General features: G+C 69.5%; 18 protein-coding genes. 3 read left to right on the top strand and 15 right to left on the bottom strand.

Annotation, left to right across the window (positions count from 1 at the left end):
• Positions 1-4 precede the first annotated feature (4 nt).
• Positions 5-583, bottom strand: coding sequence for a dihydrofolate reductase family protein (locus AC27L4_RS26810; RefSeq protein ID WP_487145629.1), 579 nt, complete (start codon positions 581-583; stop codon positions 5-7).
• Between the two features lie 98 nt (positions 584-681).
• Here AC27L4_RS26810 and AC27L4_RS26805 point away from each other — a divergent pair, with 98 nt between their 5' ends.
• Both AC27L4_RS26805 and AC27L4_RS26800 read left to right on the top strand, forming a co-directional pair.
• A complete protein-coding gene (locus tag AC27L4_RS26805) occupies positions 682-1,251 on the top strand; it encodes a winged helix-turn-helix transcriptional regulator (protein ID WP_487145628.1) in 570 nt (189 codons plus the stop codon).
• Entirely contained in the window at positions 1,248-1,595 is a 348-nt protein-coding gene (locus tag AC27L4_RS26800) for a hypothetical protein (protein ID WP_487145627.1), read from the top strand. The genes AC27L4_RS26805 and AC27L4_RS26800 overlap by 4 nt, the downstream gene beginning before the upstream one ends.
• Before the next feature lie 111 nt (positions 1,596-1,706).
• Here AC27L4_RS26800 and trpS read toward each other — a convergent pair whose 3' ends face one another.
• The 8 genes from trpS to AC27L4_RS26760 all read right to left on the bottom strand — a co-directional run bounded on the left by trpS (position 1,707) and on the right by AC27L4_RS26760 (position 10,827).
• Positions 1,707-2,738, bottom strand: a complete 1,032-nt coding sequence (gene trpS / locus AC27L4_RS26795) for a tryptophan--tRNA ligase (RefSeq protein ID WP_487145626.1) — start codon at positions 2,736-2,738, stop codon at positions 1,707-1,709.
• 230 nt (positions 2,739-2,968) lie between these two features.
• Positions 2,969-4,645, bottom strand: coding sequence for an ABC transporter ATP-binding protein (locus AC27L4_RS26790; protein ID WP_487145625.1), 1,677 nt, complete (start codon positions 4,643-4,645; stop codon positions 2,969-2,971).
• Complete coding sequence (locus AC27L4_RS26785) at positions 4,642-5,586, bottom strand: acetamidase/formamidase family protein (protein WP_487145624.1); 945 nt, start codon at positions 5,584-5,586, stop codon at positions 4,642-4,644. The genes AC27L4_RS26790 and AC27L4_RS26785 overlap by 4 nt, the downstream gene beginning before the upstream one ends.
• Before the next feature lie 106 nt (positions 5,587-5,692).
• On the bottom strand, positions 5,693-7,321 hold the full coding sequence (locus AC27L4_RS26780) for an ABC transporter substrate-binding protein (protein WP_487145623.1): 1,629 nt from the start codon (positions 7,319-7,321) through the stop codon (positions 5,693-5,695).
• Positions 7,322-7,347: 26 nt separating this feature from the next.
• Positions 7,348-8,268: an ABC transporter permease gene (locus AC27L4_RS26775; protein ID WP_487145622.1), complete on the bottom strand. Its 921-nt coding sequence runs from the start codon at positions 8,266-8,268 to the stop codon at positions 7,348-7,350.
• On the bottom strand, positions 8,268-9,116 hold the full coding sequence (locus tag AC27L4_RS26770; protein WP_487145621.1) for an ABC transporter permease: 849 nt from the start codon (positions 9,114-9,116) through the stop codon (positions 8,268-8,270). The genes AC27L4_RS26775 and AC27L4_RS26770 overlap by 1 nt, the downstream gene beginning before the upstream one ends.
• On the bottom strand, positions 9,116-9,697 hold the full coding sequence (locus AC27L4_RS26765; protein WP_487145620.1) for an ANTAR domain-containing response regulator: 582 nt from the start codon (positions 9,695-9,697) through the stop codon (positions 9,116-9,118). The genes AC27L4_RS26770 and AC27L4_RS26765 overlap by 1 nt, the downstream gene beginning before the upstream one ends.
• On the bottom strand, positions 9,694-10,827 hold the full coding sequence (locus AC27L4_RS26760) for a transporter substrate-binding domain-containing protein (protein WP_487145619.1): 1,134 nt from the start codon (positions 10,825-10,827) through the stop codon (positions 9,694-9,696). Before AC27L4_RS26760 ends, AC27L4_RS26765 begins: the two co-directional genes overlap by 4 nt.
• Before the next feature lie 290 nt (positions 10,828-11,117).
• Here AC27L4_RS26760 and ubiB point away from each other — a divergent pair, with 290 nt between their 5' ends.
• Positions 11,118-12,683: a 2-polyprenylphenol 6-hydroxylase gene (ubiB, locus tag AC27L4_RS26755; RefSeq protein ID WP_487145618.1), complete on the top strand. Its 1,566-nt coding sequence runs from the start codon at positions 11,118-11,120 to the stop codon at positions 12,681-12,683.
• A gap of 12 nt (positions 12,684-12,695) precedes the next feature.
• Here ubiB and AC27L4_RS26750 read toward each other — a convergent pair whose 3' ends face one another.
• The 6 genes from AC27L4_RS26750 to AC27L4_RS26725 form a co-directional block, all read right to left on the bottom strand.
• Entirely contained in the window at positions 12,696-13,106 is a 411-nt protein-coding gene (locus tag AC27L4_RS26750) for a DUF805 domain-containing protein (RefSeq protein WP_487145617.1), read from the bottom strand.
• Positions 13,107-13,574: 468 nt separating this feature from the next.
• Positions 13,575-15,479, bottom strand: a complete 1,905-nt coding sequence (gene cysN, locus AC27L4_RS26745; protein WP_487145616.1) for a sulfate adenylyltransferase subunit CysN — start codon at positions 15,477-15,479, stop codon at positions 13,575-13,577.
• A 193-nt stretch (positions 15,480-15,672) separates the two neighbouring features.
• Positions 15,673-16,581, bottom strand: a complete 909-nt coding sequence (gene cysD, locus AC27L4_RS26740; RefSeq protein ID WP_487145615.1) for a sulfate adenylyltransferase subunit CysD — start codon at positions 16,579-16,581, stop codon at positions 15,673-15,675.
• A gap of 129 nt (positions 16,582-16,710) precedes the next feature.
• Positions 16,711-17,475 (bottom strand): lyso-ornithine lipid O-acyltransferase, encoded by a 765-nt coding sequence (gene olsA / locus AC27L4_RS26735; RefSeq protein WP_487145614.1) that lies wholly within the window; start codon positions 17,473-17,475, stop codon positions 16,711-16,713.
• Between the two features lie 3 nt (positions 17,476-17,478).
• Positions 17,479-17,865 carry a Fur family transcriptional regulator gene (locus tag AC27L4_RS26730; protein WP_487145677.1) on the bottom strand — a complete coding sequence of 129 codons (387 nt, stop codon included), beginning with the start codon at positions 17,863-17,865 and terminating at the stop codon, positions 17,479-17,481.
• A 112-nt stretch (positions 17,866-17,977) separates the two neighbouring features.
• Entirely contained in the window at positions 17,978-21,124 is a 3,147-nt protein-coding gene (locus AC27L4_RS26725) for an efflux RND transporter permease subunit (RefSeq protein WP_487145613.1), read from the bottom strand.
• Positions 21,125-21,132 lie beyond the last annotated feature (8 nt).

Raw genomic sequence — 21,132 nt, 5'->3', positions numbered from 1 at the left:
CTCCTCACGCGTCCCGGTCACGACGGTAGTGCAGGATGACGGCGCCGGTGTCGAGAGGCCGCGCCTCCAGCAGGCTGAGGCCGAAGCCCGGGCGTCCGGGCTCGAACAGGCGCTTGCCGTCGCCGAACAGCTCGGGCGTCACCATCAACCTGTACTCGTCGACGAGGTCGAGGCCGACGAGGCTGTTGGCCAGGCCCGCGCCGCCGAACAAATAGAGGTCGCCCGCCGCCTCCCGCTTCAGCCGGCCGATGGCGCCGGGCAGGTCCCGGCTCACCAGCGTGCCGTTCCAGCCGGGATCGCCGGAAAGCGTGGTGGAGAACACGGTCTTGGGCAGGCGGTTCATTGTGCCGGCAAAGGCGATGCCGGCGGCGGGGCTCGCCGGGTCGGTCTCGGCTGCGCTCCAGAAGGCCTTGTTGAACAGGAAATTGGTGCGCCCGTAGAGCAGATGGCCGGCCCGCGCCAGGGCGTAGCCGGACCAGTTGCGCTCGACATCGTCGGACCAGGCCGGCGGCACGAAGGTGCCGTTCGGCTTCTCGATGTAGCCGTCGAGGCTGGTGAACATCGACAGGATCAGCTTGGCCATGGTTCCTCCTTGGATTGCAACTGCTTTCAAATCACAAGTAGTTGCTCTCTACCGATTCCGGTCCTATTTTGCAAGCACTCTTGTTGGAGTTTTTTGCGATGGAAGGTTCCCACCGGTCGGGCTGCCCGATCAACCTGACCCTGGAGATGCTGGGCGATCGCTGGAGCCTGATCGTCATCCGCGACATCATGTTCGGGAACCGCCGCCATTATCGCGAGCTGCTGAACCGCTCGGAGGAGGGGATCGCGTCCAACATCCTGGCCGACCGGCTGAAGCGGCTGGTCGAGTCGGGGCTGCTCACCCGGCGCGACGATCCGAGCCATCGACAGAAGGCGATCTACAGCCTGGCCGAGCCCGCCATTCAGCTCGTGCCGCTGCTGGCGCAGATGGGAGCCTGGGGCCGTCGCCATACCGAGGTCTCGGAGGAACTGTCGATCCGCGCCCAGCTCCTGGAAGAGGGCGGGCCGCCGCTGTGGGAGGCGTTCATGGCGGAGCTGCGCAGCCTCCACCTCGACGCGCCGCCCAGCGGCCCCTCGGTCCTCGCCCAGCTTCAGGCGGCGTATGAAGCGGTCATGGCGCGCAAGGCGGCCGAAGCAGCAGGAGCGAGCGCAAAGACGTCTTCGCCCCGGGTCCAGCCGGGCCCTATGCGCGGAGACGGAAACCGATGAAGCGGCTCCACAGGTGGAGGCTGGCGTGTTCCGCCTGTGTCCTGGCGGGTTCGCTCCATGCAGAGGCTGCCTTCGCCGATCAGCGATTTGAGGGAATCTGGGCGCAGACATGCACGCATCTGTCCGGGATCACGTTCACGTTTCACGATGACGACCGGCTCAAGATCGCGGATCTCGATTGCAAGATAGTGGGCTGGAGAAAGGTCGGCAAAGCGCTCCGCTCCAACCTGCGATGCATATTGGATGGCGTTGAAAGTGCCGGGCACATCGAGATGGTCGAAGTCGGCAGGAAACTCCGCATCACCATGGACGGACGCACGGATTTGGTCGAGCATTGCCCTTGAGGCCTGATGCCGTCGATTGCAGCCGATGTTCCCGATATCGGCTGCAATCGTCCCCTTCCGGATCGACGAAGTCCCTGGCCGATCCTCAACGGCAGACTTTCGGCCAGGCTTTCATGCCAGCACCCTGAGCCCGAGCGCATCGCGCACATCGTCGAGCGTCGCCTGGGTCCGTTCCCGCGCCGCCTGCGTGCCGCGGCGCAGGATGGCGATGACGGAAGCCGGGTCGGCGGCGAAGTGCCGGCGCCGTTCGCGGATCGGCGCGAGCAAGGCCTGCAGCACCTCTTCCAGCCGGCGCTTCACCGCCATGTCGCCGAGGCCGCCGTGGCGGTAGCGTGCCTTGAGGTCCGCGATGGCGGCGTGGTCCTCGTCGAAGGCGTCGAGATAGGTGAAGACGACATTGCCCTCGACCCGGCCGGGATCGGCAGCCCGAACATGGCCGGGATCGGTGTACATGCGGCGGACGGCGTCGCGGATCTCATCCGGGCTCGCCGAGAGCGGGATGGCATTGCCCGACGACTTGCTCATCTTGGCCTTGCCGTCGACGCCGGGCAAGCGGCCGACCGCCGGGATCAGCGCCCGCGCTTCCGGCAGCACGGCGCGGCCGGCCTGGTGGTTGAGGCGGCGGACGATCTCGTTGGTCTGCTCGATCAGCGGCGCCTGGTCTTCGCCCACGGGCACGACGCCGGCACGGAAGCCGGTGATGTCGGCGGCCTGGGAGACGGGGTAGCACAGGAAGCCGGCGGGGATGTCGCGGCCGAAGCCGCGCGCCAGGATCTCGTCCTTGATGGTCGGGTTGCGCTCGAGCCGGGCGACGGTGACGAAGTTGAGGTAGAGCAGCGTCAGCTCGGCCAGGGCCGGCAGGCCGGACTGGACGCAGAGCGTGCTCCGCTCCGGATCGATACCGACCGCCAGGTAGTCGAGGGCAACCTCCAGCACGTTGCGGCCGGCCTTGCCGGGATCGCGGGCGTTGTCGGTCAGGGCCTGCGTGTCGGCGAGCAGCAGGTATTGCCGGTGGTTGTGCTGCAGCGCGACGCGGTTCTTCAGGGAGCCGACGTAATGGCCCAGATGCAGCGGGCCGGTGGTGCGGTCGCCGGTGAGGATGACCGGGCGCGGATCGGTTTCGGTGGAATTTTCAGGGGACACGGGCGTTCTCCAGGGCTGGAGCCGCCGCGCCGGAAGGGATCGCACGAAGAAGGATGAGACCAGGCCTGCCGATACGCGGCGGCCATGGTCGAGGTCAGGACATGACGACGGGGCCGCTCCTCAGAAGGAGCGCCGCCAGAGGGTTCGGCTGGAGCGGACGACGTCGGTCATGGCCCTGCCATGTCATGCCGGGCCGGCCGAGGCAAGGGGCGGCGGCCGGATTCTTCGCCTCAGCCGGCGCGTCGCAGGCTCGGATCGGGGATCGGCACGGCGGCCATCAGGTCGCGCGTGTAGGGCTCCGCCGGATGCTCGAACACGGCGCGGCGCGTGCCCGCCTCGACGATGCGCCCGGCCCGCATCACCGCCACGTGGTGGCTCATGCGCTCGATTACCGCCATGTCGTGCGAGATGAAGAGGTAGGCCAGATCCAGCGTCTCCTGCAGCTCCAGCATCAGGTCGAGCACCCGGGCCCGCACCGAGACGTCGAGCGCCGCGACGCTCTCGTCGGCGACGATCAGCTTGGGCTCCAGGGCCAGTGCCCGGGCGATGCAGATGCGCTGGCGCTGGCCGCCGGAGAATTCGTGCGGATAGCGCGCGGCGTGGTCGGGCGTCAGGCCGACGCGGCGCAGCAACTCGGCGACCCGGTCGCGATGCTCGGCCGGCCGGCCGATGCCGTGGATCGCCAGCGGCTCGGCGATGGCGGCGCCCACGGGCATGCGCGGGTCGAGCGAGGCATAGGGATCCTGGAAGATCATCTGGGCGGAGCGGCGGATCGGCCGCATCGCCCGCGGCGACAAGCCACGGATGGCGGTGCCGTCGAGCACGACCTCGCCGGAGAAGGGGATGAGGCCGAGCGCCGCCTTGCCGGTGGTCGACTTGCCCGAACCGCTCTCGCCGACCAGGCCCAGCGTCTGCCCGCGGCGAAGCTCGAACGACACGTCCGCCACCGCCGGGGGAGCGGTCGCCGCCCGGCGGAGCCAGCCGCCGGTCCTGTCGTAGTCGACGCGCAGGTTCTTCACCACCAGCACCGGCTCGGCCGGCGCCGGCGGCTCGCGCGCCGGCAGGGCCGTCACCCGCGGCGGCCCGGCGAGGCCGGCGCGGGCGCCGAGCCGCGGCACCGCGGCCAGGAGGTCGCGGGTATAGGCCTGGCGCGGCCTCAGGAAGATGTCGTCGACGCCGGCCTGCTCGACGATGCGCCCCGCCTGCAGGACGGCGACGCGGTCGGCCATCTCGGCCACGACGCCCATATCGTGGGTGATCAGGATGATCGAGGTGCCGAACTCGCCCTTGAGCTCGCGCATCAGCCTGAGGATCTGCGCCTGCACGGTGACGTCGAGCGCCGTGGTCGGCTCGTCGGCGATCAGCACCTTCGGCCGGCAGGACAGCGCCATGGCGATCATGACGCGCTGGCGCATGCCGCCGGAAAGCTCGTGCGGGTGCTGGGCCAGGCGCCGCGCCGGCTCGGAGACGTGCACGGCGTCGAGCATGTCGCGGGCGCGCCGGCGGGCCGTGCCCGCGTCGATGCCCTGGTGCGCCCGGATCGCCTCGACGAGCTGGGCGCCGACGGTCATCACCGGGTTGAGCGAGGTCATCGGCTCCTCGAAGATCATCGCGACCTCGCCGCCGCGCACCTGCTGCATCGCCCGCTCGGAGAGCGTCGTCAGCTCGCGCCCGGCGAGGCGGATGCTGCCGCCGGTGATCCTGAGCGCCGTCCGCGGCAGCAGCCGCATGATCGCCAGCGAGGTGACCGACTTGCCCGAGCCGGACTCGCCGGCCAGGCACAGGGTCTCGCCGGGGGCGAGCGCGAAGCTCACCCCGTCCAGCACCCGGCGCAGCCCGGCCGGGGTGCGGGCGTCGATCGAGAGATCCTCGACCGAGAGGATCGGCACGGCAGCGGCCGCGCTCACGCGAACACGATCCTCGGGAAGTAGAACGACACCGTCCAGTTCGGCATGTCGACGATCTCGCTGATGCGCAGATCGGCGCAGACCGAGCACAGCATGTAGGCGTCGACCGGTGCGAGGCCGTGCTCGGCGGCGATCAGGTCGACCATGCGCATCACCGCCTCGCGCGCGGCGGTCATCAGATCCGGGCCGATGCCGGTGGTGACCTCATAGCCGGCGGCGTCGAGATGGCGGGCGACCGGGCCGGGCGTGGTGAAGCGCGGGCTCTGCAGCCGCGCATCCTTGACCAGCTCGAGCGTCGCCTCGACGTCCATCCGGCTCTCGATCGCGGTGCCGCAGATCTCGCCGTCGCCCTGGGCGGCGTGGGTGTCGCCGATCGAGAACAGCGCCCCCGGCACCTCGACCGGCAGGTAGAGCGTGACGCCGGCGGCGATGTCGCGGATGTCGAGGTTGCCGCCGACCTGCCGCGGCGGCACGATGGAGTGCACACCCGGCTCGGCCGGCGCCACGCCGATCGTGCCGGCGAAGGGCTTGAGCGGCACCTTGCCGCCCGGGCCGTAGAGCGCGGGCACCGCCGCCGAGGGGTCGTAGTGCCAGACATGCAGCGCCGGCTCGGCGAACTGGTCGGCGAGCAGGCCGAATCCGGGGATGTTGGCGGTCCAGCCGATGCCCGAGGGGGTGAAGTTGCGGATGGTCACCTTGAGCGCGTCGCCGGGTTCGGCGCCCTCGACATAGACGGGGCCGGTGACCGGGTTGACCCGGCCGAAGTCGAGCGTGCGCACATCCTCCACCGTCGAGCCGGCGCCGAGCTGGCCGGCCGAGGCGTCGGCGCATTCGAAATGGATGGTGGCGCCGGCCTTGGCGACCAGGGCGGGCTCGAAGTCACGGCTCCAGCCGAAATGGTGCTTGGCGCGATGGATGGTGTGGTCACAGGCCACGCACATGCGGCGGCTCCTGGTGTGATGGGGGGCGAATGCAAGGGGCGGACCGGGGCGGATCGGCACGTCGCGCGCTCCCCCGGCCGGGAGAGCGCGCGACGGCAAGCCGCTCTCACTGCTTGACGTAGATCGCCTCGTAATTGATGACCCGGGTCGGATCGATGTAGATCTCGTCCGGGCCGCCCATGCGCTTGGAGCGGGCGACGACGCGGCGCTCGTTGAAGATCGGGATCCAGGGCGCGTCCTTGGCCTGGATGTCGGTGAAGATCTGGCGCCAGGCGTCGATGCGCTCTGCCGCCTTGGCCGGGACCGGCATGGCGTTGGCGGCGACGGCGCGCGGCTCGATCTCCTTGTTGCAGTACCAGGCCCAGTTCCAGCCGCCGGGCACGGCGCTGCCGCAGGACAGGATCGGCCCGTAGAAGTTGGACGGATCGGGGAAGTCGGCGATCCAGGCCATGCCGCCGGACCAGATCATCGGCGCCTGGCCCTGGGTGCCGCCGGCGGCGATGACGTTGGGGTTGGCCAGCGCCTTGATCTCGGCCTTGACGCCCACGGCCGCCAGATCCTGCTGGATCGCCTGGGCGATGCGCGGCTGCGGATCGGTGTTGGAGGTGTAGAGCTCGGTGGCGAAGCCGTCGGGCACGCCGGCCTCCGCCAGCAGCGCCTTGGCCTTGGCCGGGTCGTAGGCATAGCCGGCATAGGCCTTGTCGTAGCCGGCCATCAGCGGCGGCAGGATCTGGGTGGCGGGCGTGGCACGGCCGTTGACGATGCGCACGATCCGCTCCTTGTTGACCGCCATGTTCAGGGCCTGGCGGACCTTGGGATTGTCGAGCGGCTTCACCTGGGTGTTGAGCGTGACGTAGCCGGTCTGCATCTGCGGCCGGTCGACGACCATGCCGGCGAAATCGGGCGAGTTCTTCATTTCCAGGAACTTGGCCGGCGGGATGCCGTCACCGGCGATGTCGGCCTCGCCCTTCTGCAGGCGCAGCAGCGCCACCAGGGGCTCCTGGCCGACCTCGACGGTGAACTGGTCGATCTTCGGCCGGTCCCTGACGAAGTACTCGGGATTGCGGGCGAAGACGAGCCGCTGGCCGATCACCCATTCCTTCAGCACGAAGGCGCCGGAGCCGACCGGCTTCTTGCCGAAATCGGCGCCTTCGGCCTCGGTCACCTCCCTGGGCACGATCGAGGCGAAGTTGAGCGCCAGCACGTTGAGGAAGGTCGCGTCCGGCTGCGACAGCTCGAAGCGCACGGTATGGTCGTCGACCACGGTGATGCCGTCCATGGTCTGCGAGGTGCCGCCCAGCATCTTGTCGGCACCGACGATGGCGGCGAAGAAGCCGGCGCCCGGCCCCTGGGTCTTGGGGTTGACCGCGCGCTCGATCGAATATTTGACATCGGCCGCCGTGACCTCGCGGCCGTTGGTGAACTTCACGCCGGCAAGGAGCTTGAAGGTATAGGTCTTGCCGTCGGCCGAGACCTCGTAGGACTGGGCGAGGGCAGGGGCGAGCTCGGCGGTGCCGGGCTTGTAGTCGACCAGGCGCGAGAACAGCGCATTGATCATCGACCAGTTCTGCCAGTCGTAGCCGATCGCCGGGTCGAGGGTGGCGATGTCGTCCTTGTAGGTGACGATGATGGCGGCGCCCGGCGCCGGCGTCTCGTCGGCCAGGGCGGGGGCCGCGCCGGCGATCGCTGCGGCGAGGGCGGTGGAAACCAGCAATCGCTTCCAGGTGTTCAACATGTCCGGTTGCTCCTCAGGATGGAGATTCACCGCGTTCGGATGCGCGGATCGACGAGGGGGGCGACGAGATCGGCGACGAGATTGCCGATGACGATGGCGAGCGCCGAGACCAGCGTCACGCCCATGATGATGGGGATGTCGACCTGCTGGATCGCCTGCCAGGCGAGCTGGCCGATGCCGGGCCAGCCATAGACGGCCTCGACCACCACCACGCCGCTCATGAACTGGCCGATGTCGATGCCGATCATGGCGATCACGGGCAGCAGCGCGTTGGGCAGGGCGTGGCGCAGCACCACGCGCGGCGCCGACAGGCCCTTGGCCCTGGCGGTGCGGACATAGTCCTGCGCCAGGACCTCGATCATCGCCGAGCGCACCATGCGCGCATACCAGCCGGCGCCGAGCACGCCGAGGGTCAGGGCCGGCAGCACCACGTGGGCGGCCGTGCCGAAGCCGCTCATCGGGAACCAGCCGAGCGTGGCGGCGAAGACGTAGAGCAGCAGCAGCGCCACCACGAATTGCGGCGCCGAGACGCCGACGAAGGACAGCATCATCACCGCCCGGTCGACGAAGCCGTTGCGCCGGACCGCGGCAATCACCCCGAAGGTGAGGCCGAGGCTCACCTCCACCGCGATGCCCGCCGCCATCAGCAACAGCGTCGCGGGCAGCCGCGCCGCGATCAGCGTCGCGACCTCCGTGCGCTGGGTGTAGGAGCGGCCGAGATCACCCTCGGCGAGGCCGGCGAGATAGCGCCAGAACTGCGCCGGGAGCGGCTGGTCGAGCCCGAGCTGGTGGCGGACATTGGCGACGGTCTGCGGCGTGGCGCTGCGCCCGGCGATCATCACGGCTGGGTCGGCCGGCAGCGCATAGAGCAGCAGGAAGGTGATCGCCGCCACCCCGAGCAGGATCAGGGCCGACTGGACGATGCGGCGGGCCAGCACGGCGAGCATCAGCCCCTCCCGCGCTGCGTCGGGTCGAGCAGGTCGCGCAGCGCGTCCCCGACCAGGTTGAAGGACAGCGCCGTCAGGAGGATCACCGCGCCGGGCACGAACACCAGCCAGGGCGCCGACTGGAAGTAGCTCTGGTTCTCGAAGATGATGTTGCCCCAGGAGGGCTGCGGCGGCTGCACGCCGATGCCCAGGAACGACAGCGTCGCTTCCAGCAGCACCGTCGTGGCGATGCCGAGCGTGCCCCAGACGATCGCGGTCGGCACCAGGTGCGGCGCGATGTGGCGCAGAAGGATGCGGCCATGGCCGGCCCCGAGGGCGCGCTCGGCCAGGATGAAGTCGCGCTCCGCCAGGCCGCGGGTCTCGGTGTAGACGATGCGCGCCACCTGCACCCAGTTCACCAGGGCGATGACCAGCGCCACGATCCACAGGCTCGGCTTGAGCAGCGCCGCCAGCACGATGGCCAGCAGCAGCGCCGGGAACGCCATCATCAGGTCGGTGAAGCGCATCAGCAGGCTGCCGGGGAGGCCGGAGAGATAGCCGGCGAGGATGCCGACGGCGAGGCCGATCAGCACCGCCGTGCCGTTGGCGGCCAGGCCGATGACCAGCGAGGTGCGGGCGCCGTAGAGCAGGCGCGAGAGCAGGTCGCGGCCGAGCGTGTCGGTGCCGAGCGGGAACTGGGCCGAAGGCGGCAGCGGCGCGCCCTCCAGCGACAGGCCGTCGAACATCTGCGCATCCGGCGCATAGGGGGCGAGGAGGGGGGCGAACACCGCCGCCAGCACGACGAGCCCGACGACGGCGAGGCCGAACGCCAGGGACGGCCGGCGGGCGAGGCCGAGGAGAAAGGCCATCAGCCGGCCTCCGGCAGGGGCATCTGGCCGGTGACGATGCCGGCGGCGACCTGCTCGACCGCGATGCGCCGGCGCATGGCGTCCCGGCGCAGGCTGCGATAGGCGTCGTCCTCGCTCAAGCCCCGGGCTGCCATGATCGCCCGCACCGCCCCGTGCACCAGGGGGCGAAGCTTGAGGCGCTCCTCCAGGCCGGCGACGCGCTCGCGCGCCGCCTGGCGCTCGGCGTGGATGCCGGCCGCCATCACCAGCGCCGGATAGACCGCCGCGGCGACGATCGGCTTGGCGACGATGGCGCCGGCGCCCTGGTCGATGGCCCAGGCGATGCGGCCGGGCGCCTCGGAGCCCAGCAGGGCGAGGACAGGCACCGGCGCGTCGCCCCGGCGCCAGGGCAGCAGCCCGTTCCAACCCTGGTCGGCGTCGACCAGGACCAGATCGATCAGGGCCAGCGCGTCGAGCGGGGCCCAGCGCACCTCCGCCTCGATGCCGAGCACGGCGAGCTGGCGCACGAGCCGCTCGACGCCCTCGTCCGGGCGATGCAGGACCGCGGCGCGCCAGCCGGCGAAGCTCGGGGTGATGCTCATGACACCACCCGCAGATGCGGCGCCGGGCGCGCGGGGCGGCTGCCGGTGAGATAGGGGTCGGCCGGCAGGGCCGGGCGGGAGGCGACGATGTCGAAGCCGCCCGCCTCGTTGATCCGGCCGAGATGGAACGGCAGGGCCGCATGGTTGGTGCGCGGGTCGATCTGCATGGGCCCCATCACCGTGCGGTGGGGCGAGCGGGTCACGGCGGCGCGGACCTCGGCCGGCTCATCGGCGCCGGCTTGCTCGATCGCCAGCGCGCAGAGCCGGATGGCGGTATAGGCGCCGGCGAAGAAGCTGGAAATGCGGCGCTGCGTGCCCCAGCGGCGGGCGACCGAGGCCTTGAAGGTCTTGTTCTCGGACGTGTCGAGGCTGTCGAAATAGCAGGCCGTCGCCAGGTGGCCGGTGGCGATGCCGGCGCCGATCTCGCCGAGCTCGCATTCGGTGAGGTCGCAGCTGACGATCGGACAGAGCTCGGGGCGGAAGGCGGGATCCCGGCCGGCGAGCCCGCGCATGGCGGCGAGGAAGGCGTAGCTCGCCGGGCCGATCAGGTTGTTGAGGATGAAGTCAGGCCGCCGGCGTTCCACGTCGGCGACGAGGCGGGCCACGTCGGTCTCCTCCAGGGGCAGGTAGCGCTCGCCGAGGACCTCGCCGCCGGCGGCATCCAGCAGCTCGCGCGCCAGGCGGTTCATCTCCCAGCCCCAGACATAGTTGGCGCCGATGAGATAGGCGCGGCCGCCATGGCGCGGGATCAGATGCTCGAACAGCGGCAGCAGGTGCTGGTTGGGGCAGGCGCCGGTGTAGATGACGTTCTGGTTGGCCTCGAAGCCCTCGTAGGGACACATGTACCAGAGCAGGGCGTCGTGCTTCTCGACCAGCGGCAGCACGTCCTTGCGCGCCGCCGAGGTGATGGTGCCGATGACATGCCGGCACCTGCCTTCGCGCAGCAGCGAGCGGGCCAGCTCGATGTAGCGGCCGGGCTCGCCTTGCGGGTCGGCAAACACCGGCTCGACCGCCAGCCCCGCCTCGGCCAGCTGCTCGACGGCGAACAGGGCGCCGTCCCGACAGTCGCGCCCGATGGCGCCGTAGGGGCCCTGGGTCGAATAGAGGATGCCGAGGCGCGCGGCGTTCATAGGGTTCCAATACGAAAAACCCCACGATGCCGCGCCGTCCGGAGACGGTGCATCGCGGGGCGCTGTTGCCCATTGGCCCTCTGGCCGATGTCAGGAACGACGGGCACCGATCATGCCCGGTTCGGGGCACGAATAGAGCATGCGGGGCCGCCGGTCCGCAACGGCTTTCTGCGGCCGCATCGGGGCGGCGGCCGGGCGGCCGGAGGCAGTCCCGCGCGCCGCACGGTTTGCCCTGCGCGTCCTCCGTGCTATCGACCGCCAGCTTTCATTCTCAGTCCGCCCGAGGCGCCTTGGCATCCCTGTTTGATCTTCTCCGTCTCGCGCGCGCCGGCTGGATGCTGGCCCGCGAAGGCGCGCTCGGCCTGGCCGATGTGGCGGAGCTGCCCGCCCCGGCGCAACTGGCCGTCCGTCTCGGCCGCCTGGTCGAGCGGCGCGGCGTCTCCGGCGGCAAGGGGCTGGCGGCGGCGCTGACCCGGCTCGGGCCGTCCTGGGTGAAGCTCGGCCAGTTCCTGGCGACGCGTCCCGACGTCGTCGGCTATGCCGTCGCCCGCGACCTGGAGGCCCTGCAGGACCGCATGGCGCCGTTTCCGCGCAGCTTCGCGGTGGCGGAGATCGAGAGGGCGCTGGACGGGCCGCTCGACGCCTTCTTCGCCGACCTGTCGGAGCCGGTGGCCGCCGCCTCGGTGGCCCAGGTCCACAAGGCGACCATCCGCGACGACGCCGGCGCGCGCATCGTCGCGGTCAAGGTGCTGCGGCCCGGCGTCGCCCGGCGCTTCCACCGCGACCTCTCGACCTTCTACTTCGCCGCCCGGACGCTCGAGCGGCTCGACCCCCGCGCGCGCCGGCTGCGGCCGGTCGAGGTGGTCGACACGCTGGCGCGCACCATCGCCTTCGAGATGGATTTTCGGCTGGAGGCGGCGGCGCTGTCGGAGATGGCCGAGAACATCGCCCGCGATCCGGATTTCCGCATTCCGGCGCCGGACTGGCACCGCACGGCCCGCAATGTCCTGACGCTGGAATGGATCGACGGCACGCCGCTCTCCGATGTCGCCGGGCTCATGGCTGCCGGCTTCGACCTCAAGGATCTCGGGCGCGTCGTCATCCAGTCCTTCCTGCGCCACGCCATCCGCGACGGCTTCTTCCACGCCGACATGCACCAGGGCAACCTGATGGTCGACGCGGCGGGCCAGCTCGTCGCCGTGGACTTCGGCATCATGGGCCGGGCCGGGCTGAAGGAGCGCCGCTTCCTGGCCGAGATCCTGCACGGCTTCATCACGCGCAACTACAGGCGCGTCGCCGAGGTGCATTTCGAGGCCGGCTACGTGCCGGGCAGCTATTCGGTCGACGACTTCGCCCAGGCGATCCGCGCCATCGGCGAGCCGATCCACCAGAAGCGGGCCGACGAGATCTCGATGGCCAAGCTCCTGACCCTGCTGTTCGAGGTCACGGAGCTGTTCGAGATGCGGACCCGGCCGGAGCTGATCCTGCTGCAGAAGACCATGGTGGTGGTGGAGGGCGTCGCCCGCACCCTTGATCCCAAGCTCGACATGTGGTCGACGGCCGAGCCGGTGGTGCGCGAGTGGATCGAGCGCAATCTCGGGCCGCTCGGCAAGCTCGGCGACCTCGGCACCGGCACGCTGCAGGCGGCCAAGGCCGTCTCCGGCCTGCCGGCGCTGCTCGCCCGGGCCGAGACCCTGGCCGAACGCCTCGACGAGGCCAGCGAGCGCGGCTTCGCCCTGGCGCCCGAAAGCGTCGAGGCGATCGGGCGGGCGGAAGCGCGCCGCGCGCGCTGGGGCAACGCGGCGCTGTGGCTGATCGCCGCCATGATGGTCGTGCTGGCCTGGAAGCTCGCCTGAACCGGCGGGTCCTCAGGCGAAGGCGTCGGCGATCCGGTCTGCGCCGAGCCCCTTGGGCGAGGGGCCGAAGCGGTTCGGGCCCTGCGTGCCGTCGAGGAAGCCGAGCTCGGCGATCCACCACAGGCCGACCAGGAGGCCGACATAGGGGACGACGCTCAGGATCATCCAGAGCAGCATCCACCAGCCAGACTTGCCGCGATCGTGGCAGCGTTTGACGCTCACTGCCAGCATCATCCAGTATATCGGGAGGAAGCACACGAGAAAGGCTACGGCCGCCACGCCCCCTCCGGCTACCCTGGCTATCAAGATATTGGTTACGAGGACTGTCATCATAGCTATGGCGCAAAGCGCCAGTGTGCGCACCCAGTACTCCTTGCGGGTGATCCGCCCACGGAAGCTGAACAGATTCTCTTTCAATGTCATGTCTATAACCGCAAGCCAACATTACCTTGCGGTCATGGTAAGGCGATTGGTGGGTAATGCAAGTATCATCTGTCAGTGATCCCGCGTCATGATGGTCGCCTTAGGGGCCGTTCGCGAACAAGTGCTTCGTTACTCGTAGAGCGCTCCGTCCCAACCGTCATGGCCGGGCTTGACCCCATAGGCGCTAAGATAGCGCCGGACCACGTCGCTCCGGGGAAAGGCGATGCCCTTTCAGCCGTCATGGCCGGACTTGATCCGGCCATCCACGCGGACACCAACGACAGAGGATCGGGTGGCGGCAGCCCTGCAATCGTCACGTTCCCTTACGAGATCGCATGCGATCTCGTCGAGATGGCCGGATCAAGTCCGGCCATGACGCTCACGTTGATTCACGTGTTCGCGAACGGCCCCACAGCGGCCGAGATGGCGTACCCCGGGAGCAGCCGAGACCCGTTCGCGGACGGGCCTTTACAGGCCCGTTTCGAGCTCGCCCTCCAGGTGCCCCCTGGCGCGGAGCAGCTTGATCACCTGCTCGGCAGCGGCCGCGGAGTCGGTCTCCCGGGTGCGGATGACCAGCTCGGCGTTGCCGGGGCGCTCATAGGGGCTGTCGACGCCGGTGAAGTTCCGGATCTGGCCGGCGAGCGCCCTGGCGTAGAGGCCCTTGGGATCTCGGGCGATGCAGTCCTCCAGGGGCGTGTCGACGAACACCTCGATGAACTCGTGGCCCTCGACCAGGCTGCGCACCAGGGCGCGTTCGGCCTCGAAGGGCGAGATGAACGAGCACAGCACGATGGCGCCGCTCTCGACGAACAGCTTGGCCACCTCGCCGACGCGGCGGATGTTCTCCACCCGGTCGGCGTCGGTGAAGCCGAGGTCCTTGTTGAGGCCGTGGCGCATGTTGTCGCCGTCGAGCAGCATGGTGTGGTGGCCGCCGTCGGCGAGGCGCTTCTCGACGATGTTGGCGATGGTCGACTTGCCCGAGCCGGACAGGCCGGTGAACCACAGCACCACCGGCTGCTGGTGCTTGAGCCGGGCGCGGGCGGCCTTGTCGACGGCCTGCGCCTGGCGGTGCACGTTGGTGGCGCGGCGCAGGGCGGAATCGATCATCCCGGCCGCGGCGGTCTGGTTGGTGGTGCGGTCGATCAGGATGAAGGCGCCGGTCTCGCGGTTGTCGCGATAGGGGTCGAAGGCGACCGGCGCGCCGGCGGCGACGTTGACCACGCCGATCTCGTTGAGCGCCAGGGTCCTGGCCGCCAGCTTCTCCTGAGTGTTGACGTCGATCTTGTGGGTGATGCCGGTGACGGCGGCCGGCACGAACTTGGTGCCGATGCGCATCATGTAGGAGCGGCCTGGCAGCAGCGCCTCCTCCGACATCCAGATCAGGTGCGCCGCGAACTGGTCGGCGACGTCGGGCCGCTCGGCCGGACGGACGAAGAGGTCGCCGCGCGCCGCGTCGATCTCGTCGGCGAGGGTCAGGGTGACGGCCTCGCCGGCCCGGGCCTCCTCAAGGTCGCCGTCGGCAGTGACGATGCGCATCACGGTGGAGGATTTGCCGGAGGCGGCGACGGTGACCGCGTCGCCCGGGCGGATCGAGCCGGAGGCGACCGTGCCGGCAAAGCCGCGGAAGTCGAGGTTCGGCCGGTTGACCCATTGCACCGCGAGGCGGAACGGCTTCTTCACCGCGTCGCTCTCGATGTCGACGGTCTCCAGGTGCTCGATCAGACTGGGGCCTTGATACCAGCTCATGTTGCCGGAGCGGGCCGAGACGTTCTCGCCGTAGCGCGCCGACATCGGGATCGGCTGGATCGAGGAGAAGCCCAGGCTCGCCGCGAAGGTGGTGAAGTCGGCGACGATGCGCTCGAACACCGTCCGGTCGTGGCCGACCAGGTCGATCTTGTTCACGGCGACGACGATATGGCGGATGCCGAGCAGCGAGCAGATGGTGGCGTGGCGCTTGGTCTGCACCAGCACGCCCTTGCGCGCGTCGATCATCAGCACGGCGAGGTCGGCGGTGGAAGCGCCGGTCGCCATGTTGCGGGTGTACTGCTCGTGGCCGGGCGTGTCGGCGACGATGAAGGAGCGCCGGGCGGTGGAGAAGAAGCGGTAGGCGACGTCGATGGTGATGCCCTGCTCGCGCTCGGCCTCCAGGCCGTCGACCAGGAGGGCGAAGTCGATGTCCTCGCCCGTGGTGCCGTGGCGCCTGGAATCCTTCTCCAGCGTCGCCAGTTGATCCTCGAAGATCAGCTTGGAATCATAGAGCAGCCGGCCGATCAGGGTCGACTTGCCGTCGTCCACCGAGCCGCAGGTGAGGAAGCGCAGCAGTCCCTTTTCGCGGGGCTTGAGCATCTCGGCGAGGGAGGGATGGACGGTCATGGGGCGGTCGCCGGGTCTGGAGCCAACGCGGAAAACCCCTCTCCCGGCCGGGAGAGGGGCAGGGGTGAGGGTCTGAACGGTGCCGTGACGGGGAGCCGACCGCCGAGCCGATCGTCTCGGCAGCTTGCTGAAAAGGGCAACCCCTCACCCCTGCCCCTCTCCCGCACGGGAGAGGGGTTTTTGGTTGCGGTCATCAGAAATAGCCCTCGCGCTTCTTCTTCTCCATCGAGGCGGCCTCGTCGCTGTCGATCAGCCGGCCCTGGCGCTCGGAGGTGCGGGCGGTGAGCATCTCGCGGACGATGTCCTCGACGGTGGCGGCGGTCGAATCGATCGCGCCCGACAGGGGGTAGCAGCCGAGCGTGCGGAAGCGGACCATGCGCATCTCGGGCCGCTCGCCCGGCTCGAGCGGAAAGCGCTCGTCGTCGACCATCAGCATGGTGCCGGACCGGAACACCACCGGCCGCTCCTTGGCGAGATAGAGCGGCACCAGCGGGATGTTCTCCTCCAGGATGTATTGCCAGATGTCGAGCTCGGTCCAGTTCGACAGCGGGAACACCCGGATCGATTCACCCTGCCGGATGCGGGTGTTGTAGAGGGACCAGAGCTCCGGGCGCTGGTTGCGCGGGTCCCAGGCATGGTTGGCGGTGCGGAAGGAGAAGATGCGCTCCTTGGCGCGGCTCTTCTCCTCGTCGCGCCGCGCCCCGCCGAAGGCGGCGTCGAACCGGTATTTGTCGAGCGCCTGGCGCAGGCCCTCCGTCTTCATCACCTGGGTGTGCAGGGCCGAGCCCGAGGCGATCGGGCTGATGCCGCGCTCGATGCCGTCCTGGTTGACGTGCACGATCAGGTTCAGCCCGAAGCGCTCGGCCATCTCGTCGCGAAAGGCGATCATGTCCCGGAACTTCCAGGTCGTGTCGACATGGAGCAGCGGGAAGGGCAGCGTGGCCGGATAGAAGGCCTTCAGGGCGAGATGCAGCATCACGCCGGAATCCTTGCCGATGGAATAGAGCATCACCGGGTTGGAGAACTCGGCCGCGACTTCGCGGATGATGGCAATCGACTCGGCTTCGAGCCGCTTGAGGTGGGGAGAGAGCGTGCGTGTCATTGGGCTCTTTTCACAGGCGAAATGCCATCGCCTTCGTGATTGCCATTTATAATGTGGGAAACCTCCGCGCAAGGTATTCTCGCCTGTGAAATCTGCGGCGGAAAGACCCGGCGCCGCGCCGGCGCCGGATCAGTCCCGCATCATCCGCCGCGTGTCGGCCTCCAGCCGGCGGGCCAGGGCCTTGCGGTCGGTGCCCTCGTCGCAGGAAACGGGCTCGCCCCAGGAAATGACGACGTCGATCGGGCCGCCGGCGAGCACGGCCACCAGGTGCGGCGCAAGGTCCATGTCGCCGATCCAGGCCAGGGCCGGCATGGCGGCGCGGCCGAGCGGCAGGCCGTGGCGGCGGGCGTATCGGATGGCGAGGGGCTGTACCAGAACCGGCGCCCTGGCCGCCTGCATCGCCGCATGGGCCGCGCCGATCAGCGCCGAGCGGAAGGGCAGGATGCGCACGCCGTCGCCGGTCGTGCCCTCGCCGAACAGCACCATGGCGTCGCCGGCGTTCAGCCGGGCGCCGATGGCGGCCGTGGCCTCGCCGGTCTTGTGGCGGCGTTCGCGCTCGATGAAAACGCTGCGCTGCAGCCGGGCGAACAGCCCGATCACCGGCCAGCCGCCGACCTCGCTCTTGGCGACGAAGGAGAGCGGCTGCAGCGAGCCCAGCACGGGGATGTCGAGCCAGGAGACATGGTTGGCGACGATCAGCAGCGGCCGCCGCGTCGCCGGCGCGCCGCGGACCTTGACCCTGACGCCGATGATGCGCAGCAGGAGGCGGTGGAACAGCACCGGCAGGCTGCGGCGCAGCGGCCAGCCCCACCGCACCGCGGCGATCTGCAGCGGCAGCAGCGGCAGGGCCAGCAGGGCCACGGCCAGGATGCGCAGAGCCGCCTTCGGGGGCATGGGCTAGGGCTTGCCGCCCTCGTCGGTCAGCGGCACCCCGTAGAGCTCCAGCCGATGGTCGACCAGCCGGTAGCCGAGCTTCTCGGCGATCAGGCGCTGCATCTCCTCGATCTCTTCGGAGCGGAACTCGATGACGCGGCCGCTGCGCAGGTCGATCAGATGGTCGTGATGCTCCTCCGGCGCCGGCTCGTAGCGCGAGCGGCCGTCGCGGAAATCGTGGCGCTCGATGATGCCGGCGTCCTCGAACAGCTTCACGGTGCGGTAGACGGTCGAGATCGAGATGTTGGAGTCGATCGCCGAGGCGCGGCGGTAGAGCTCCTCGACGTCGGGATGGTCGTCCGCCGCCGCGACGACGCGGGCGATCACCCGCCGCTGTTCCGTCATCCGCATGCCCTTGGCGATGCAGATCTCCTCGATGTCGAGCTTGCCGTCCTGCGTCACGTTCCGATCCTGTCCGTGCAAGCCGGCGTTATAGGCACATGGTGCGCCTTCGTCCATGTGCCTATTCGGCGGCGGCGAGCTCCGGCGGCTTGGCCTCGTGCATCTCCGGCTCGGGCAGGTCGCGCGTGCGATGCGGCGGCGCCTTGTCGCGCCGGAACCAGTCGGACACGCGGTCGAGGGCGATGTAGACCACCGGCGTGATGTAGAGCGTCAGGAGCTGCGACATCATCAGGCCGCCGACGACGGCGATGCCCAGCGGCTGGCGCAACTCGGCGCCGGCGCCGGCGCCCAGCGCGATCGGCAGGGCGCCGAGGATGGCGGCCAGCGTCGTCATCATGATCGGACGGAAGCGCAGCGTCGCCGCCTCGACGATCGCCTCCTTGGCGCTGGCGCCGGCGGTGCGCCGCTCCACCGCGAAGTCGACCATCATGATGGCGTTCTTCTTGACGATGCCGATCAGCATGATCAGGCCGATCATGGCGATGACAGACAGCTCCATGCCGAACAGCTCCAGCGTCAGGAGCGCGCCGATGCCGGCCGAGGGCAGGCCGGACAGGATGGTCAGCGGGTGGATGAAGCTCTCGTAGAGGATGCCGAGCAGGATGTAGACGACCAGCACGGCGGCGAACAGCAGCAGCGGCGTGTTGGCGGTCGAAGCCTGGAACTGCTGCGCCGTGCCCTGGAAGCTGGTGGTGATGGTGGCGGGCAGGCCGAGCTCGGCGGCCGCGGCGTTGATGCGCTCCACCGCCTGGCTCAGCGACACGCCCGGGGCCAGGTTGAAGGAGATGGTCACCGACGGCAGCTGGGCGATGTGCGACAGCGACACCGCGGTCGGCTTCTGCACGACGCGGGCGACGCTGTCGAGCGGCACCAGCGTGTTGTTGGCCGTGCGGATGTTGATCTTGCGCAGCATCTCCTGGTCGGTGCCGAACGCCTTGGCCGCCTCCAGGATCACCTGGTAGGTGTTTTCCGGCGCATAGATGGTCGAGACCTGGCGGGTGCCGTAGGCGGCGTAGAGCGTGTCGCGGATCTGGCTCACCGTCAGGCCGAGCCGGGCGGCGGCGTCGCGGTCGATCTCGACCACGGCGTTGCGCGCCTTGATCTGCAGGTCCGAGTTGACGTCGAGCACGCCGGGCACGGTGCGCATGCGCGCCTCGACCTTCTGGGCATAGGAGCGCAGCTCGTCGACGTCCGAGGACTGCAGGGCGAACTGGTACTGGCTGCGCGACTGCACGCCGCCGATGTTGATCGATTGCACCGGCTGGAAATAGGCCTGGATGCCCGGCACGCCGGCCGCGGCGCGGCGCAGCCGGCCGATCACCTCGGTGACGGTGGCGGTGCGCTCGGGCTTGTCGCGCAGCTGGATGAACAGGCGGCCGGCATTGACCTGGTTGGTGCCGGCGCCGCCGGCGGTCGAGAGCACCGAGACCACGTCCGGATCCTGGCGGATGAGGTCGGCCACCGCCTGCTGGCGCACCGCCATCGCCTCGAACGAGACGTCGTCGGGGCCGAGGGTCGAGCCGGTGACGAGGCCGGTGTCCTCCTGCGGGAAGAAGCCCTTGGGGATGGCGTTGAACAGGTAGACCGTGACGACGAAGGTGGCGAGGGTGACGGTGAGCATGATCGCCGGCGCGTTGACCGCGGCGCGCAGCGTCCAGGTGTAGAACCGGGTCAGGGCGTTGAAGCCGGTCTCGAACAGGCGCAGCACCAGCGGCGGGCGGCGGGTCTCGTCATGCTCCTTGACGACGCGCGCGCACATCATCGGCGTCAGGGTCAGCGACACGACGCAGGAGATCAGGATGGCGAGTGCGATGACGTAGCCGAACTCGGAGAACATCCGCCCGACCACGCCGCCCATGAAGATCACCGGCAGGAACACCGCTACCAGCGACAGCGTCATCGACAGGATGGTGAAGCCGACCTCGCGCGAGCCCTTGAGCGCGGCCTGGAACGGCGTCTCGCCGTTCTCGACGTGGCGCACGATGTTCTCCAGCATGACGATGGCGTCGTCGACCACGAAGCCGACGCACAGCGTCAGGGCGAGCAGCGAGATGTTGTCGATCGACAGGCCGAGCACCCACATGCCGGCGAAGGTGCCGATCAGCGAGATCGGCAGGGCGATGGCCGGGATCAGCGTGGCGCGGGCGCTGCGCAGGAAGAAGTAGATGACGATGATGACCAGGAGGATCGACAGGCCGAGGGTAAACTCGACATCCTCGACGGCGCTGCGGATCGAGGACGAGCGGTCGTTGAGGATCTTGACCGAGACGCCCGGCGGCAGGCTGGCCTGGATCGAGGGCAGGGAGGCCTTGACCGCGTCGACGACCGCCACCGTGTTGGCGTCGGGCTGGCGCTGGATGGCCAGCATGATGCCGCGCGTGCCGTTCACCCAACTGGCCGTCTGGTCGTTCTGGACGCTGTCGATCGCGTTGGCGACGTCGGAGATGCGCACCGGCGCACCGTTCTGCCAGGACACCACCACCGGCATGTAGCCGGCGGCGTAGCGGATCGGTCCGGTGGCGTCGAGGATGGCGGTGCGGCTGCCGCTGGTCATCGAGCCGACGGGCTGGTTGGAATTGGCGGCGGCGATGGCCGTCTGCATGTCGGCGAGGGTCAGGCCGCGCGCCGTCAACTGGTCGAGATCGGCCTCCACCCGCACCGCATATTGCTGGCTGCCGTAGATCGACACCTGCGCCACGCCGGGCAGGGTCGAGAGCCGCGGCAGGATGTTGGACTGGGCGTAGCGGTCGACATCCGACAGGCGCGCGGTCTGGGATGTCAGCGCCATGAACAGGATCGGCTGGTCCGCCGGATTGACCTTGCGGAAGCTCGGCGGCGTGGTCATGTCGGTCGGCAGCTGGCGCTGCGCCGTCGAGATCGCCGACTGCACGTCGAGGGCGGCGCCGTCGATGTTGCGGTTGAGGTCGAACTGCAGGACGATCGAGGTCGAGCCGAGCGTCGAGGTCGACGTCATCTGGGTGATGTCGGCGATCGAGGAGAACTGCTTCTCCAGGATTGCCGCCACGGAGGAGGCCATGGTCTCGGGGCTGGCCCCGGGCAGCGAGGCGCTGACCTGGATGGTGGGGAAGTCGACGCGCGGCACCGCCGCCACCGGCAGCTGGCGGAAGCCGAACCATCCCGCGGCGACGAAGGCGACCATCAGGAGGATGGTCATCACGGGGCGGCGGATGCAGAGCTCGGACAGCATGGCGGCCT

Source organism: Labrys sp. Lb11 (genome assembly GCF_057554225.1).
This window is presented reverse-complemented; position numbering and strand designations above follow the sequence as displayed.

Coding starts and splice junctions, on each gene's coding strand:
- AC27L4_RS26810 (WP_487145629.1), bottom strand. CDS start 583: ATGGCCAAGCTGATCCTGTCGATGTTCACCAGCCTCGACGGCTACATC.
- AC27L4_RS26805 (WP_487145628.1), top strand. CDS start 682: ATGGAAGGTTCCCACCGGTCGGGCTGCCCGATCAACCTGACCCTGGAG.
- AC27L4_RS26800 (WP_487145627.1), top strand. CDS start 1,248: ATGAAGCGGCTCCACAGGTGGAGGCTGGCGTGTTCCGCCTGTGTCCTG.
- AC27L4_RS26785 (WP_487145624.1), bottom strand. CDS start 5,586: ATGTGCGTGGCCTGTGACCACACCATCCATCGCGCCAAGCACCATTTC.
- AC27L4_RS26780 (WP_487145623.1), bottom strand. CDS start 7,321: ATGTTGAACACCTGGAAGCGATTGCTGGTTTCCACCGCCCTCGCCGCA.
- AC27L4_RS26775 (WP_487145622.1), bottom strand. CDS start 8,268: ATGCTCGCCGTGCTGGCCCGCCGCATCGTCCAGTCGGCCCTGATCCTG.
- AC27L4_RS26770 (WP_487145621.1), bottom strand. CDS start 9,116: ATGGCCTTTCTCCTCGGCCTCGCCCGCCGGCCGTCCCTGGCGTTCGGC.
- AC27L4_RS26765 (WP_487145620.1), bottom strand. CDS start 9,697: ATGAGCATCACCCCGAGCTTCGCCGGCTGGCGCGCCGCGGTCCTGCAT.
- AC27L4_RS26760 (WP_487145619.1), bottom strand. CDS start 10,827: ATGAACGCCGCGCGCCTCGGCATCCTCTATTCGACCCAGGGCCCCTAC.
- AC27L4_RS26750 (WP_487145617.1), bottom strand. CDS start 13,106: ATGACATTGAAAGAGAATCTGTTCAGCTTCCGTGGGCGGATCACCCGC.
- cysN (WP_487145616.1), bottom strand. CDS start 15,479: ATGACCGTCCATCCCTCCCTCGCCGAGATGCTCAAGCCCCGCGAAAAG.
- cysD (WP_487145615.1), bottom strand. CDS start 16,581: ATGACACGCACGCTCTCTCCCCACCTCAAGCGGCTCGAAGCCGAGTCG.
- olsA (WP_487145614.1), bottom strand. CDS start 17,475: ATGCCCCCGAAGGCGGCTCTGCGCATCCTGGCCGTGGCCCTGCTGGCC.
- AC27L4_RS26730 (WP_487145677.1), bottom strand. CDS start 17,865: ATGCGGATGACGGAACAGCGGCGGGTGATCGCCCGCGTCGTCGCGGCG.
- AC27L4_RS26725 (WP_487145613.1), bottom strand. CDS start 21,124: ATGCTGTCCGAGCTCTGCATCCGCCGCCCCGTGATGACCATCCTCCTG.